Consider the following 13,229-nt stretch of genomic DNA (forward strand, 5'->3'; position numbering starts at 1 on the left):
TTGTGCGGTGGAGTCCGTCAGTTGGGCGTGGCGGGCAGCCGACGCTTGTGGGCGGTCTTGCGGTAGGCCTCGAGGATGATCTCGCTGGCCTGTTCGTCGATGGGGCCGCCCTCGAGAAAATCGTCGATCTGTTCATAACGGACCCCGAAGGCATCCTCGTCGGCGCGCTGGGGCGATAGCGACTCCAGATCGGCGGTGGGCGCTTTCTCGACCAGCGATGCGGGAGCGCCCAGCGTGCGTGCGATCTCGCGCACCTGACGTTTGGTCAAGCCGGTCAGCGGTGCGACATCGCAGGCTCCGTCACCGTATTTGGTGAAAAACCCCATCAACGCCTCGGCCGCCTGGTCGGTACCGACCACCAAGCCGCCATGGGCGCCGGCGACGGAGTACTGGGCAATCATGCGCTGGCGAGCCTTGATGTTGCCGAGCACGAAGTCCCGGTGTGCCTCGTCGCGGAAGGCCAGATCGCCCCGCTCGAGGCTCTCGAGCATGGCGTCGCTGGCGGGCTTGACGTCGACGGTGAGCGTCTCGTCGGGCGCGATGAAGTCGAGTGCCATACGGGCATCGCTCTCGTCGTGCTGGGTGCCGTAGGGCAGGCGCATGGCGAAAAAACGCGCTTCCAGCCCCTGCTCACGAGCGCGTTCCACGGCGATCTGGGCCAGACGGCCCGCCACGGTCGAGTCGACGCCGCCACTGATGCCCAGCACCAGGGCATGCTGACCGCTCTCGATCATCTGGTCGCGCAAAAAGGCGCTACGGCGGGTGATTTCCTGCTCCGGGTCGATGGAGGCACTCACCCCTAGGGCGCTACTGATACGGCGCTGGGCGCCGCTGGTGGATTGCGTATCCATGGCTGTCTCCTCAATGATCGGTTGCCGCTCCGGGGACGTGAACTGGTGTCGCATCGCCATTTTTCACCTTGGCGTGATAGTCGGAAATGCGTGAGAGCGCGTAGTGGGCCGCTGCCAGGCGCACTTCATTTCTGTCGCCATCGAAATGCTGTGTTTCGGCAAACAGGTAGGTATTGCCCTGGAACCGATAGGCCCAGGCAAAACACAGCGTGCCGACCTCAATCTCGTCATTGGGGGTGCCGGGACCGGCGACCCCGGTATTGGCAACTGCCACATCGGCGTTATTTTTGTTGAGGGCGCCGAGCGCGAGTTCCCGCGATACCGCCTCGCTGGTCAGGCCATATTTCTCGATAGTGTCGAAGTTGACGTTGAGATGGCGATTCTTGGCCTCTGGCGAATACACGGCCAAACCACAGTCGATCGACTTTCCGCTGCCCGGAACACGGGCGAGCTCCGAGACGATCAGACCGGCGGTACAAGACTCGGCCGTGGCCAGCACCAGTTCCTGCTCGTCGAGATACTGGGTGATGCGTTCCAGCAGTTCCATTGCCCTTCTCCTTTATTCATCGAAGCCCGGTGAACGTGTCCATGCTCCGATGCCGTCTCCATAGATCCACTGTGTACTATAGTAGTGATCCTATTGAAGCTGTCGACCGACGTCAGTCCGACGCGACGTTCAGCCTTACTATTGAGGGAAATGGTCGGCGTGGGCACGTTGAGCCTGCTCTTCGGCTTGTTTGCGCAGTTTTTTGCGTAACGCGGCTTTTTCGAAACGCAGCTTCTGCAACGGCGTTTCCAGATTGAGCGGCGGCACCGGTGCTGGACGTCCTTGGCTGTCCATGGCCACCATGGTCAGATAGCAGCTGTTGGTGTGGCGGATGATTTTTTCCTGAATGGACTCGGCAATGATCTTGACGCCGATCTCCATGGAGGATCGCCCGACGTGATTGACCATGGCGAGAAAGGTCACCAGTTCGCCGACATGGATGGGTTGCTTGAACAGCACTTGATCTACCGACAGGGTGACCACATAACTTCCCGAGTAACGGCTGGCACAGGCGTAGGCGACTTCATCAAGCTTCTTGAGGATGGCGCCGCCATGCACCTTGCCACTGAAATTGGCCATGTCAGGCGTCATGAGAATGGTCATGGAGAGTTCATGCTGGCGCGGCAGGTCGTCAGGGGTCATGTCGGGATCCGGAATAATTGAACAGGTCACGCTAGGTGACAGATTTATCATGTTTTTGCATGCCTGGGGGCATTGCGCTCGGTGGCTCCGGCCGTTTTTGACTACCCTGAGTCAGAAACGCCTTCCGCGTGGCGTATTGTTCTGACAGCGAGCTGTATTTGGCAGCCCGCAACGTGTTATTGCGGCGTTAAGGAGAAATACCATGGAAAACGCATATAAAGTCGGCGCCGAGGTACTTACCCCGGCGCATGACAAGGTAGGGACGGTGGATGTCGTAGGAAACGAGTATGTGCGTATCGTTGATGAGCATCTGACCTATAGTTGGGTTCCGTTCACGCGCTTACGGGCGGAGGATGAAAACCGGCTGACGCTTCTCGACGATGAGGACGGCCAACTGGGAAGTATCCTCACTTCTCCTCCTCTGGGAGAGGAAGATGCGCGTGTGGATGAGGCGAGTAACGAGTCGTTTCCGGCCAGCGATCCGCCGTCCTTCACTCCCGACAAGTCGTAAGCTGCATGCCGTGAGGCTCATCCACACCTGAAACGTCACGCTTGGAGGGCGGCGTTTCAGGCGGGCCGGGCTAGGGCGTTTCTCGCCAGCGGGTACGTCGATGGTGCAGGTAGTAACCGCCCAGCGTCGTTGAGCGCACCAGCATGAAAAGCGTAAACGCCAGCCACAAGCCGTGATTGCCCAGGCCTTGGGTGAGATACCAGGTGGGCAGATAGACGAGCAAGGCAATGAGAATGGTGTCACGCATCTCGCGTGTTGCCGTGGCCCCGATAAAGACGCCATCAAGCAGGTAGCTCCATACGGCGATGGCAGGCATGGCGACCATCCACGGCAGATAATCGGCAGCGACGGCGCGCACCTGAGGCAAGTCGGTTAACTGGGCGATCAGGGCATTGCCCCCCAGGGCGAACCCTAGCGTCGCCAAACCCGTTATCAGCAATGAAAAGCGCGCCGCCGCTTTCACCGAGGCGGCGAACAGCCGCCAGTCGCGCTGTCCCACGGCGCGCCCGGTCAACGCCTCCGCGGCATGGGCGAAGCCATCCAGGGCGTAGGATGTCAGCATGATGAACTGCAGCAATACGGCATTGGCCGCTAGCACCGTGTCGCCTTGGCTGGCGCCCTGAGCGGTAAAAAAGGCCATAGCGAACAGCAGCCCCAGGGTGCGCACGAAAAGATGCCGATTGACCTGAAACAGCTCGGCATAGGCCGATAGACGTAACAGACGTTCGCGCAAAAAACGCCCCTGCAGCAGACGCAACTGACGAATCACCAGCCACGCGCCGAACACCAGCGCAACATAGTCGGCAATCACGGTGGCCCAGGCCACGCCGTCGCTGGTCATGCCCAGCCCCACCACGAACAGTAGATCGAGCAGGATGTTGACGCTGTTGGTCAGCACCATGATCGCCAGCGTGACCCGGCTGTTCTGTTGCCCCAGAAACCAGCCTAGAATGGCGTAGTTGGCCATGACCGCGGGAGCCGAGAGAATGCGGATATCGGCATAACTCGCCGCCAGAGACATCGCTGCCTCACTGCCATCGAGCAGCCATAGGCCGCACGCGATCAGCGGATCGGCGAGCAGGATCAGCATTAGCCCGATGCCCATCGCCAGCAACAGCGACTGCCCCAGCAGGTTGCGCACATCGCTGTCACTCTCGCGACCCATCGCCTGTGAAGTCAGCCCTGTGGTGCCCATGCGCAGAAAACCGAATCCCCAATACAAGAAGCTGAACAGCATCGCGCCCAGCGTGACCGCCGCCAGATAGCGCGAGTCCGGCAGGTGGCCGACCACGGCGGTATCGACCAGGCCCAGCAAGGGCACGGTGGTATTCGAGACGATGATCGGCCAGGCCAGGCGCCATACCTGAGTGAACTGGGCTTGCGGTTCGGGCGTATCGTTCACGGCAGGCTCGTTGAGGGTCGGGGAATAGGACAAAGCCGCCATGATAGCGGCTCGTCGTACCCGGGTCATGGGCATGAGCGGCAAGAACATGAACGCTGGCTCGCCGATGATGAGGCTCTCGGCTCGCCGCGGGTCTAAGGTAGAAGTGCTGCGTGCGGTATCGAATCGCTGCACGGCGCATGTGTACGTACGACTGCGCGTGCTACAGGGGATATCAAGGAGAGGATAATAATGGGACTTTCAAGGGCAATCCATCCTGGCAGGCTTGCGGTGTCGCTGGCTGGCGGCATGCTGGCCGCGCCGCTGGCACAGGCGTTTTCTGCCGTGACCGATGTCGATTATCTGAGCGCCGGCATTCAGCCGCCGCCTGCCGATATAAAACTGTACAACGACGTGGACACGGGCTTTCGGCTCAACGGCGGCTTGTCGCTCGAAGTCTATGGCGCCACTACGCGCAATGCCAATTTCGGCGCGCGGGAGAGCCTCTTCGGCTCGCCCACCAAGCGCCATCCCTCCTGGTGGGAAGCGTCACTGATCCCCATATTGACCAGCGAGTTCGACATGCCCGGCGGGAGTACTCTATTTGGCGGGGCCAAGGGAGTGCTGTCGATGACGCGTGGCAACCAGTACGGCGATATCGACGGTGCCACGCCCAATCATCCCGAGCATGGCCGCCTCGATCTGGCCTATCTCGGCTGGAACAGTGGCGCGCTGCTTGCCGACTCGCTCGGCGAGGAGGCGCTGACATTGTCTTTCGGCCGTCAGAAATTCGAGTTCGGCGACGGCTTTCTGGTGGGGGATGGATACAGCGATACCGGCAAGTATGCCGCTTACTACATCGGTCCCAGCGAAGGTTTTCACAACACGGCGGTGGCTTCGCTCGACAGCCGAGGCTGGCACGCCGACCTGTTTCATCTGAAGGCTCATCAATATGTCCCCGGCGGTGCCGACGAGACGACCTATGCCAACGGCACCAATATCGACTATACCCTCGGTGAGCGCGCCAAATTCGGTGCTGCCTACGTACATACCTACAATTCCGACATCGAGACGCGCGAAGGCATGGACGTTTACAACGTGCGCGCCAAGGGCGTGCCGTTCGCGTCGCTACCCGACCTGTCGCTGGGCGGGCAATATGTCTATGAAACCAATGATAAGGCCGATATCGACGATGACGGCTGGTACCTACAGACGACCTATACCTTCAGTGATGTCACCTGGACCCCGCAGCTTATGTACCGGCGCGCCGAGTTCAGCGAGCACTACGACACGCTGTTCTACGATTTCGCCGGGGGATGGGGCAACTGGTACATGGGTGAGATCGTCGGCGAGTACATGCTGTTCAATACCAACCTCAAGGTCGACATGATCCGGGCGTCGGTTCAGCCTAACGAAAGACTGGAGACCGGCATCATCGGCTATCGCTTTCGCCACAAGGAAACTCCAGAAGGCACCACCGATCGCGATTTTGCCAAAGAGGTCGATCTTTACGCCAACGTGAACGTGACCGACAGTCTGGCGTTATCTGCCGTCTACGGCGTGGCGTTTCCGGAGCGCAGCGCCGAGCAGCGGTTTAATCACGATCACACCTCGCAGCTGTTCCAGCTGTTTGCCACTTACTCGTTCTAAGGCGCAGGCGACCCAGCAGCGCTGGGGCAGAGAAATCCAGCCTCGCGGCGTGCCTCTCTGACGCATGAGATGACGCCGAGGGGCTGTTCTCAGTCGGGCAGATGATAGGCGATGATCGCGTCGCCGGCCCGGGTGCCCAGCGAGCCATGCCCACCGGCCACCACCAGCACCATCTGCTTGCCATTCGATGCGCGGTAAGTCATTGGCGTGGCTTGGCCGCCTGCCGGTAGACGATCCTCCCAGAGCTGCTCGCCGGTGGTCACGTCATAGGCGCGCACGTAGTAGTCGAGCGTGCCGCTGATGAAGGCGACGCCGCCGGCGGTCATGACCGGGCCGCCGAGGTCCGGCACGCCCATCTCGAAAGGCAGGGGCAGTGGCGCAAGATCGCGCACGGTGCCGTTGCGGTGACGCCAGGCGATTTCGCCGGTGCGCAGGTCGGCTCCCGCGACGTAGCCCCAGGGGGGCGCCTGGCAGGGCAATCCCACCGGCGACATGAATGGTGAAAACTTGACGGCAAAGGGTGCGCCGTAGTTTTCCCCGATGCCCGGAACGCCGTCGCTGACGTAGCTGGTAGTGGCATCCTCGCGCGGTACCAGCGTCGAGATGAAGGCGAGGTAAGCAGGCGTGGTGAAGGCCACCTGGCGCTGCGGGTCGACGGCCAGGCCGCCCCAGTTGAAGACGCCGAAATTGCCCGGATAAACCAGCGTGCCCCGTTGTGACGGCGGCGTGTAGCGCCCCTGGTAGCGCAGCGAGCGGAACTTGATGCGACAGGCAAGCTGGTCGAACATCGTCGCTCCCCACATGTCGTGTTCGGTCAGTGGCGGCGGGTTGAACGTCAGCGCCGACAGTGGCTGCGTCGGTGAGGCCACGTCGCGGCTGACCGCACCCAGCGGAGCCTGCACTTCCTCGACCGGGAGGACCGGCTCACCGGTCTCGCGGTCGAGAACATAGACATCGCCCTGTTTGGTGGGGGCCACCAGGGCCGGGACAGTGCTCGTGTCGGTATGCAGATCGATAAGACTCGGCTGTGCGGGCACATCCATGTCCCAGAGATCGTGGTGCACGGTCTGGAAAACCCAGCGCACCTTGCCGGTCGCGACGTCGAGGGCCACGATGGAGGAGGAGAAACGCTCCATGGCCTGGCTGCGCTCAGCACCCCACTGGTCGGGCACTGCATTGCCCAGCGGCAAGTAGACCAGGCCGAGCTCTTCATCGACGCTGGCAATCGACCACATGTTGGGAGAGTTCGGCGTATAGGTCTGATCCGCCGCAATGGGGGTCGTCGCTGTCGGGTTGCCGGAATCCCAGTTCCAGACCAGGGCGCCGGTATCCACATCGTAGGCCCGTACCACGCCCGAGGGTTCGGTGGTCGAGACGTTATCGTTGACCGCTCCACCGACGATGATGAGGTCCTGCGTGACCACCGGTGGCGATGTCGAGTAGTAGAAACCTGGTGTCAGGTTGGGCATGTTGGCCCACAGATTCACTACGCCATCGTCGCCGAAGCCCTGGCAGACCGTCCCGGTTTCAGCGTCCAGAGCGATCAATCTCGCATCCGCGGTGGGCAGATAGAGGCGGCGCGCACACTGGGGAACGATCTGCGTCGGGGCGCCGGTAGCGGTGTCGCGGGCGGAACCGCCAGACGCCGCCGTGTTGCGTGCCGTGCTGTCATAATAGGAGACGCCGCGGCACGTCTGATGCTGGCGGTTGATGTTCTTCGCCACCTCGGGGTCGAAGCGCCAGCGCTCCTCGCCGGTGTCGGCATCGAGGGCGATCGCCAGATTATGCGGAGTGCATAGGTATAGCGTGTCGTCCACCTTGAGTGGCGTTACCTCGTAGGTGGTCTCGGTGGGGTCGCCTTCGCCGCGAATGTCGCCGGTATGGTAGGTCCAGGCGACTTCCAGTCGATCGACGTTTTCCGGGGTGATTTCGTCGAGGGGCGAATAGCGCTGACCGAAGCCGGTCCTGCCATAGGCGGGCCAGTCGCCCGCGGGCACGTTATCCTGCAAGGGCGGCTGGTTGGCCTGCGGTGCAGGCAGTTGGCCCTCGATATCGTAGGGATCGGTAAACAGTGTCATTAGCGCCACGACAGCGGCAATGGCCAGCGACACGGCAAGCGGCAGGCCGGCGCTGCGCCAAGACGCACCGCCCTGTCGAGCGCGGGAGCTTCCGAGATTGCGTGTGACCCAGGGCGTCAACAGCCACACGCCGATGAGGGCGATCACGCCGCAGCGGGGGGCAAGACTCCACCAGTCGAGGCCGACCTCCCATAGCGCCCAGATCAACGTGCCGAGCAGCACGGCGGCATAGATCCACAGCGCCGCGACACGCCGTTTGATGAGCAGGCCGGCCGTCGCCAGAAAGCCGAGCGCGGCAAAAAGGTAGTACCCACTGCCCCCCAAGACCGCGAGCCAGATGCCTCCCACCGCCAAGACGAGGCCGATAAGCCCCACAACCCAACCCGATATCGTCGCGATCACTGCTTTCTCCTTGCGAGCATCTTGCATGCCCCTTTCGCCCTGGTGCGTGAAATTCCTGTCTCGTGCGCTCAGGGGCCCGACACGAGAATCACAGTCATTGACCGGTGCGAGACATCGTTTTGCCGTGTCAACGCCTACGATGCCAACCTTTCTCAAGGTTAGTCACTAACGGGAACGGGGCAAAAGCAGCAGGCGAAAAACTGCTGCCTTGGGGAGCGTAAGGTGCCAGAGAGTCCATGGCGTTTTACGCGAAACGGTGGGGAAAACGTCAGAAGCCCCTAAGCGGGGCTTCTGGCAAGGTGCGGGGGGGCAGAAGGTCAGGCGGCGGTGGTGATGAGCTTGTATTTCTTCATCAACTCATCATGGGTTTCCTCACGCTCGGGGTCGAGCGGAATGCAGTCCACCGGACATACCTGCTGGCACTGGGGTTCGTCATAGTGACCTACGCACTGCGTGCACAGATTGGGGTCGATGATATAGATTTCCTCGCCCGCGGAAATGGCCTCGTTGGGGCATTCGGGTTCGCAGACGTCGCAGTTGATGCACTCATCGGTGATCATCAGAGCCATGGGAGTTACCTCAATGCGTCGTGAGCGACCATCACTGGTCAGACGAATAATGCGCTTGCAGCGCCTCGGCAACGTGGGGAGACACGTGCTTCGAGACGTCGCCGCCCAGGCGCGCGATCTCACGTACGATAGTAGAAGAAATATACGAGTTCTTGAGCTCAGGAGTCAGAAACACGCTTTCGACATGCGGTGCCTGGGCCCGGTTCATATTGGCCAGCTGCAGTTCGTATTCGAAGTCCGACATCGCGCGCAGGCCGCGCAGGATGATACGCGCATTATGCTGATCGAGCAGCTCGGTCAGCAGACAGCTGAAACCGACGACGTCGACATTGGCGAATTCCCTGAGCACATTCTGGGCCAGTGCGACTCGTGTCTCCAGTGACAGCGTGGGCTTCTTGCCGGGACTGGCTGCCACGGCCACCACTACCTTGTCGAACATCCGCGCGGCACGCTCGATCAGATCGGTATGGCCGTTGGTGATGGGGTCGAAAGTGCCGGGATAGACCACGATGTTCATTGGCGCATCCTGCCGGGTTCGGGGAGCATTGGGGCCACAGAGTACCCGAACACCCGGGCGAGGACAATTGGCCCGACTCCAGGTGTTCGGGAGCAGGTCTAGTCGAGCGTGCCGAAGGGGTTGTCTGCCTTGAGCGCAACCGGCTGGGCGTAGCCCGGGATACGAATGGCTTCACGGGATACGTCGAGCTCCGGCCCCTCGAGAACGCCTTCGCCAAAGCGATAAGTCACGTCGAAGTGTCCATGACATGCTTGGCTCTCGTAGCGTGCCGCCGCCTCGAGCGTCGCCTCGCGGCGCTGTTTCCAGGCATCCACGGCGCGCTGCCCGTGACGCTTGATCATCAAGCGCTCGGTGATCTCGGGCGAGAGCACTAAACCGGTGGCATTGTTGCCGCCGAATCCCTTGGCATTGATGAAGGCGGCGTCCGCGGCGAACTCCAGCGGCTCCCGGAAGAAGCGCAGGCGCTCGCTGTAGACGTCGTCGGCCACGTTGTCCAGCGTGAAGATGCCCGGGAGCAGGCCGTGGGCAAAGCTGCCCAGCGCGCTGGCCAACTGATCGCCGGCGGCACTGCCCTGGGAGTGGCCGAGAAACGCCTTGACCGCCGCGACGGGCCAGGACTCGATCTGGTTGGCCTGCGCGATACGGTCGAAGACATGCGATTCGGTGACCCGGTTCTTGGGGGTGCTGGTGCCGTGGGCATGCAGATAGCTGCGTTGACGCACGGCTTCTTCGCCGATGATGGCCGTGGCCAGGGCCACCGACTTGCCCAGGGTGAGGTAGTTGCCGATGCCGGGAGCCGAAATCGAGCGCTTCCAGCCGTCGGCGTTGACATGCACCTCCGGCACCGAGCCCAGAATCTGGGCGCCGAGCTCCAGTGCCAGGGTGTCGTCCATGAGCATGATGAACTGAGTGGATTCGGCAATGGTGAAGCCGCAGTTGCGCGCGAAGGGCCGGCAGGCGCGTTGATAGTCGCTGTCGGTGAGCAGGGTCAGGGCATCCAGTGCCTTGAGGCTCTCGTCGTCGGCGAGCGCACCCATGGTGCGAAAGCCTTCGATGATTTCCGGCGTGATCGGCGCATCGGACGTGCCGACGATCACCACCCGACGACGTCCCGCGCGGATGTCCTCCACGCCCAGGCGCAGATTGTAGAGAAAGCTGGCACACGCGCCTTGAGCGGTGCCGGTGGCTCCGACACTGCCGAGGACATAGGCATTGAGGAAGTCGGCCGGCATCTGGCCATAGCCCAAGGGCATTTGCTTGGAGGTGGCGCGGTTACCCGAGACGAAGCTCTTGAGCAGGCCGCCCCAGCCCGCGTCGTCCATCTGGCCGATGGAGTTGCCGGCATACACGGCGATGGCGTCTGGATCGAGACGCTCATATACCGCATTCCAGTCCAGGCCGCTCTGGCCGAGACAGTCGGAGGCACCGAACACCGTCATCGACAGGCCGCGTGGATGGTGCACGCTGCGATAGAGCTGTTCGGGCGTGAAGCCGGACGGCAACTGGCCCGCGGTTCGCACCAGGGCGCGTCGGCGCTCGGGCAGCAACACGTTGAGAGTGCCGGCCGGCACTGTCACTTCGACCTGCTGCCTGTCGAGCTCACGTACCTGCCAGCCGTCCGGCAAGGCATCCGGTAGCTGGCGTCGCCGGACGCTGAACGTCAGGGGCGCCGCCAGGTCGAGGTGTGCTTCGCGATTGGCGGGAATGCCCTCATCGCCGAAGCGCGCATCCTCGATGCGCCGAATCAGGGTGTGGTCGAGAATCTGCTGACGGTAGCGGGTAACGACGTCGGCGTCCGCGAGAATGTCGCCATCGGCATTCTGCCAGGCGCCATCGCGCCGGCGGGTGACGAGCTGCATCAGCGCCGCGAGCGCGATTAGCGTATGCGATTGCAGGGCTGCCGGCAGGGCATCAATCACCGTACGGCGATAGGCGTGATGGCCCGAGGTTCTACCGGCGGCATTGACGCCGCCCATGCCGACGATCACCGGTAACTGTGACAAGCCGCGTCCCTCGTGTGCTGTTGTGTGAGCGTCATGTTTACGAGTCATGGCCGACGCATCTGCAGAGCCGGCCTTATATTTCGGCATCGCCGGTCAGGGCGATGTCCAGGTGCGATGGGCGCTGCAGGCGTCCATGCATGGCATCGGCGGGATAACGCAGCCGAGCGACATGGCGCGGGCACGTACGCCCTATCGATACCGTAGTTATGGAGGAGAATGATAGCACTCGGGCGTGAGGCTCGTCATGCCGAGGACAAAAGAGAAAGGCGGTTTTAAGGCGATTGCACAACGGACCTCACCGCCGCGCTGTCGGCGGTGAGGAACCGCAAGCTTATTCCTGCGGGGGCTGTTCGCGCAGACGCTTCTTGTCGAGCTTGCCGACGCTGGTCTTGGGCAGTTGCTCGACACGGGCAATGGTGTCGGGCAACCCCCAGGCGGGAAGCTCGCCGGCTGCCACACTTTCTTCGAGCAGGGCGCGTAGTTGCGCATCGAGATTGTCGTCCGCCTGCGGGGCGACCACGAAGGCCAGCGGGCGTTCGCCCCATTGGGGGTCGGGCACGCCGATCACGGCGCACTCGGTGACCTGCGGATGCCGGCTCAGGCGGTTCTCCAGCGCCAGCGAGGAGATCCATTCGCCGCCACTCTTGATCACGTCTTTGAGTCGGTCGCGAATCATCAGCCAGCCGTCGCCGTCCAGGGTGGCGACGTCGCCGGTGTGCAGCCAGCCACCTTCCCATAGAATCTCGCTGGCCTGGGGGTCGCCGAAATAGCCCTGGGTCAACCAGGGTGCCCGTACCACCAGCTCACCGGACGTGCGGCCATCATGGGGCAGCGAGCGTCCTTCGGGGTCGATGATATCGAGCTCGACCATGGGGACGGCGCGCCCGGTCATGATCCGCAGCTCGTCAGCCTCGCGGGCGCCATCCTGAAGTTCGGGTGGCAGTTGCGCGCAGGTCAGCAGCGGGCAGGTCTCGGACATGCCGTAGGCGGCGCGCACGTCGGCCCCAAGCGCCGCGGCGCGTCTGACCAGCCCCGCGGTCAGAGCGCTGCCGCCGATGATCAGCTTCCAACCGTCGAGACGGGCGTCGGCCTGTTCCGCCGCGCCCAGCACCATGCCCAGCAGCGTCGGCACGCAGTGCGAGAATGTCACCTGGTATTGCTGAATCAGCGCCAGCAGGCGGGGTGGGTCGTAGCGCCCCGGATAGACCTGGGTCAGGCCCATGGCGGTGGCGGTGTAGGGCAGTCCCCAGGCGTGCACGTGGAACATCGGGGTGATCGGCATGTAGACGTCGCGGCGCGACAGCAGGTTCTCGCCGGTCAGGTTCAGCGAGCCGATCTGCGACAGGGTATGCAGCACCAGCTGGCGGTGAGAGAAAAATACCCCCTTGGGTTTGCCGGTGGTGCCGGTGGTATAGAACAGCGTGGCGGTCTGCCGTTCGTCGAAGGTGGGGAAGCTGAAATTCGCTTCGGCCGCTGCCAGCCAGCGCTCGTATTCGCTCCATACCGGCACGCCGCCCAGCGTGTCGGGCAGCTCGCCGGTGGTGTCTTCGAGGATCACGATCCCGCGCAAGCGGGGCAGGCGCGGGGCCAGCGATTCGATCAATGGCAGGAAATCGCGATGGACCAGCACCACGCTGTCTTCGGCGTGCTCCAGGGTGTAATGAACCTGTTCCGGAGCGAGCCGGATATTTACCGTATGCAGTACCGCGCCGAGCATGGGAACCGCAAAGAACGCTTCGAGATAACGATGGCTGTCCCAGTCGAGTACCGCGATGCGCTCGCCCATTTTCACGCCTTGAGCCGTCAATGCGGCGCCCAGACGATGCACGCGCGTGTTGAGTTCGGCATAGCTCAGGGTGTGATCGCCGTGGTGAATGCAGCGTCCGTCGGCCTGCTGCAGGCTGTTGGCCAGTAGGCGATGAATCAGCAGCGGCATGTCGTGAGCCTGCTGGGCAGGGACGAAGTCTCGTTCGAAACGTTGGGTCATGGGTTCTCCTGAGGGGCCGGGATGAGCCCCGAGATGCAGTGAGCGAGGTGGAGTGCAGCTCGCTCAGCGTAGAGAGGCCCCTTGGAAACCG

Annotated in this window: 12 protein-coding genes; 3 read left to right on the forward strand and 9 right to left on the reverse strand. The window is 62.5% G+C overall.

Annotated features, from left to right (window positions below):
• Positions 1-17 precede the first annotated feature (17 nt).
• The 3 genes from nadE to ACW4DH_RS11000 all read right to left on the reverse strand — a co-directional run bounded on the left by nadE (position 18) and on the right by ACW4DH_RS11000 (position 2,040).
• Positions 18-851, reverse strand: a complete 834-nt coding sequence (nadE, locus tag ACW4DH_RS10990; protein WP_459636441.1) for an ammonia-dependent NAD(+) synthetase — start codon at positions 849-851, stop codon at positions 18-20.
• Positions 852-861: 10 nt separating this feature from the next.
• The gene (locus ACW4DH_RS10995) at positions 862-1,398 is read right to left on the reverse strand and encodes a CinA family protein (RefSeq protein ID WP_459636442.1); all 537 of its coding nucleotides are present in this window, start codon (positions 1,396-1,398) and stop codon (positions 862-864) included.
• A gap of 138 nt (positions 1,399-1,536) precedes the next feature.
• Entirely contained in the window at positions 1,537-2,040 is a 504-nt protein-coding gene (locus ACW4DH_RS11000) for an acyl-CoA thioesterase (RefSeq protein ID WP_459636443.1), read from the reverse strand.
• A gap of 202 nt (positions 2,041-2,242) precedes the next feature.
• On the opposite strand from ACW4DH_RS11000, the gene ACW4DH_RS11005 reads away from it, so the two are divergent.
• Positions 2,243-2,551, forward strand: a complete 309-nt coding sequence (locus ACW4DH_RS11005) for a hypothetical protein (RefSeq protein WP_459636444.1) — start codon at positions 2,243-2,245, stop codon at positions 2,549-2,551.
• A 70-nt stretch (positions 2,552-2,621) separates the two neighbouring features.
• Here ACW4DH_RS11005 and ACW4DH_RS11010 read toward each other — a convergent pair whose 3' ends face one another.
• Positions 2,622-3,995, reverse strand: a complete 1,374-nt coding sequence (locus tag ACW4DH_RS11010) for an MATE family efflux transporter (RefSeq protein ID WP_459636445.1) — start codon at positions 3,993-3,995, stop codon at positions 2,622-2,624.
• 189 nt (positions 3,996-4,184) lie between these two features.
• Here ACW4DH_RS11010 and ACW4DH_RS11015 point away from each other — a divergent pair, with 189 nt between their 5' ends.
• On the forward strand, positions 4,185-5,582 hold the full coding sequence (locus ACW4DH_RS11015; RefSeq protein WP_459636446.1) for an alginate export family protein: 1,398 nt from the start codon (positions 4,185-4,187) through the stop codon (positions 5,580-5,582).
• Positions 5,583-5,671: 89 nt separating this feature from the next.
• Here the strand turns inward: ACW4DH_RS11015 and ACW4DH_RS11020 are convergent, their stop codons facing one another.
• The 4 genes from ACW4DH_RS11020 to ACW4DH_RS11035 form a co-directional block, all read right to left on the reverse strand.
• Positions 5,672-8,062 carry a glucose/quinate/shikimate family membrane-bound PQQ-dependent dehydrogenase gene (locus ACW4DH_RS11020; RefSeq protein WP_459636447.1) on the reverse strand — a complete coding sequence of 797 codons (2,391 nt, stop codon included), beginning with the start codon at positions 8,060-8,062 and terminating at the stop codon, positions 5,672-5,674.
• Positions 8,063-8,379: 317 nt separating this feature from the next.
• Complete coding sequence (locus ACW4DH_RS11025; RefSeq protein ID WP_459636448.1) at positions 8,380-8,631, reverse strand: YfhL family 4Fe-4S dicluster ferredoxin; 252 nt, start codon at positions 8,629-8,631, stop codon at positions 8,380-8,382.
• 31 nt (positions 8,632-8,662) lie between these two features.
• The gene (gene coaD, locus ACW4DH_RS11030; RefSeq protein ID WP_459636449.1) at positions 8,663-9,148 is read right to left on the reverse strand and encodes a pantetheine-phosphate adenylyltransferase; all 486 of its coding nucleotides are present in this window, start codon (positions 9,146-9,148) and stop codon (positions 8,663-8,665) included.
• Between the two features lie 98 nt (positions 9,149-9,246).
• Positions 9,247-11,124: a beta-ketoacyl synthase gene (locus tag ACW4DH_RS11035; RefSeq protein ID WP_459636668.1), complete on the reverse strand. Its 1,878-nt coding sequence runs from the start codon at positions 11,122-11,124 to the stop codon at positions 9,247-9,249.
• A gap of 73 nt (positions 11,125-11,197) precedes the next feature.
• Here ACW4DH_RS11035 and ACW4DH_RS11040 point away from each other — a divergent pair, with 73 nt between their 5' ends.
• Positions 11,198-11,371, forward strand: coding sequence for a hypothetical protein (locus ACW4DH_RS11040; RefSeq protein WP_459636450.1), 174 nt, complete (start codon positions 11,198-11,200; stop codon positions 11,369-11,371).
• A 111-nt stretch (positions 11,372-11,482) separates the two neighbouring features.
• Here ACW4DH_RS11040 and ACW4DH_RS11045 read toward each other — a convergent pair whose 3' ends face one another.
• The gene (locus tag ACW4DH_RS11045; protein WP_459636451.1) at positions 11,483-13,138 is read right to left on the reverse strand and encodes a fatty acid--CoA ligase; all 1,656 of its coding nucleotides are present in this window, start codon (positions 13,136-13,138) and stop codon (positions 11,483-11,485) included.
• Positions 13,139-13,229: the final 91 nt, after the last annotated feature.

The sequence above is a fragment of the Halomonas sp. WWR20 genome (assembly GCF_054602495.1).

Excerpts from the sequence above, each read along its gene's own strand:
- ACW4DH_RS11025 (WP_459636448.1), bottom strand. The coding sequence starts at position 8,631 with ATGGCTCTGATGATCACCGATGAGTGCATCAACTGCGACGTCTGCGAA.
- ACW4DH_RS11010 (WP_459636445.1), bottom strand. The coding sequence starts at position 3,995 with ATGGCGGCTTTGTCCTATTCCCCGACCCTCAACGAGCCTGCCGTGAAC.
- coaD (WP_459636449.1), bottom strand. The coding sequence starts at position 9,148 with ATGAACATCGTGGTCTATCCCGGCACTTTCGACCCCATCACCAACGGC.
- ACW4DH_RS11035 (WP_459636668.1), bottom strand. The coding sequence starts at position 11,124 with ATGGGCGGCGTCAATGCCGCCGGTAGAACCTCGGGCCATCACGCCTAT.
- ACW4DH_RS11040 (WP_459636450.1), top strand. The coding sequence starts at position 11,198 with ATGGCCGACGCATCTGCAGAGCCGGCCTTATATTTCGGCATCGCCGGT.
- ACW4DH_RS11015 (WP_459636446.1), top strand. The coding sequence starts at position 4,185 with ATGGGACTTTCAAGGGCAATCCATCCTGGCAGGCTTGCGGTGTCGCTG.
- ACW4DH_RS11000 (WP_459636443.1), bottom strand. The coding sequence starts at position 2,040 with ATGACCCCTGACGACCTGCCGCGCCAGCATGAACTCTCCATGACCATT.
- ACW4DH_RS11005 (WP_459636444.1), top strand. The coding sequence starts at position 2,243 with ATGGAAAACGCATATAAAGTCGGCGCCGAGGTACTTACCCCGGCGCAT.
- ACW4DH_RS10995 (WP_459636442.1), bottom strand. The coding sequence starts at position 1,398 with ATGGAACTGCTGGAACGCATCACCCAGTATCTCGACGAGCAGGAACTG.
- ACW4DH_RS11045 (WP_459636451.1), bottom strand. The coding sequence starts at position 13,138 with ATGACCCAACGTTTCGAACGAGACTTCGTCCCTGCCCAGCAGGCTCAC.
- nadE (WP_459636441.1), bottom strand. The coding sequence starts at position 851 with ATGGATACGCAATCCACCAGCGGCGCCCAGCGCCGTATCAGTAGCGCC.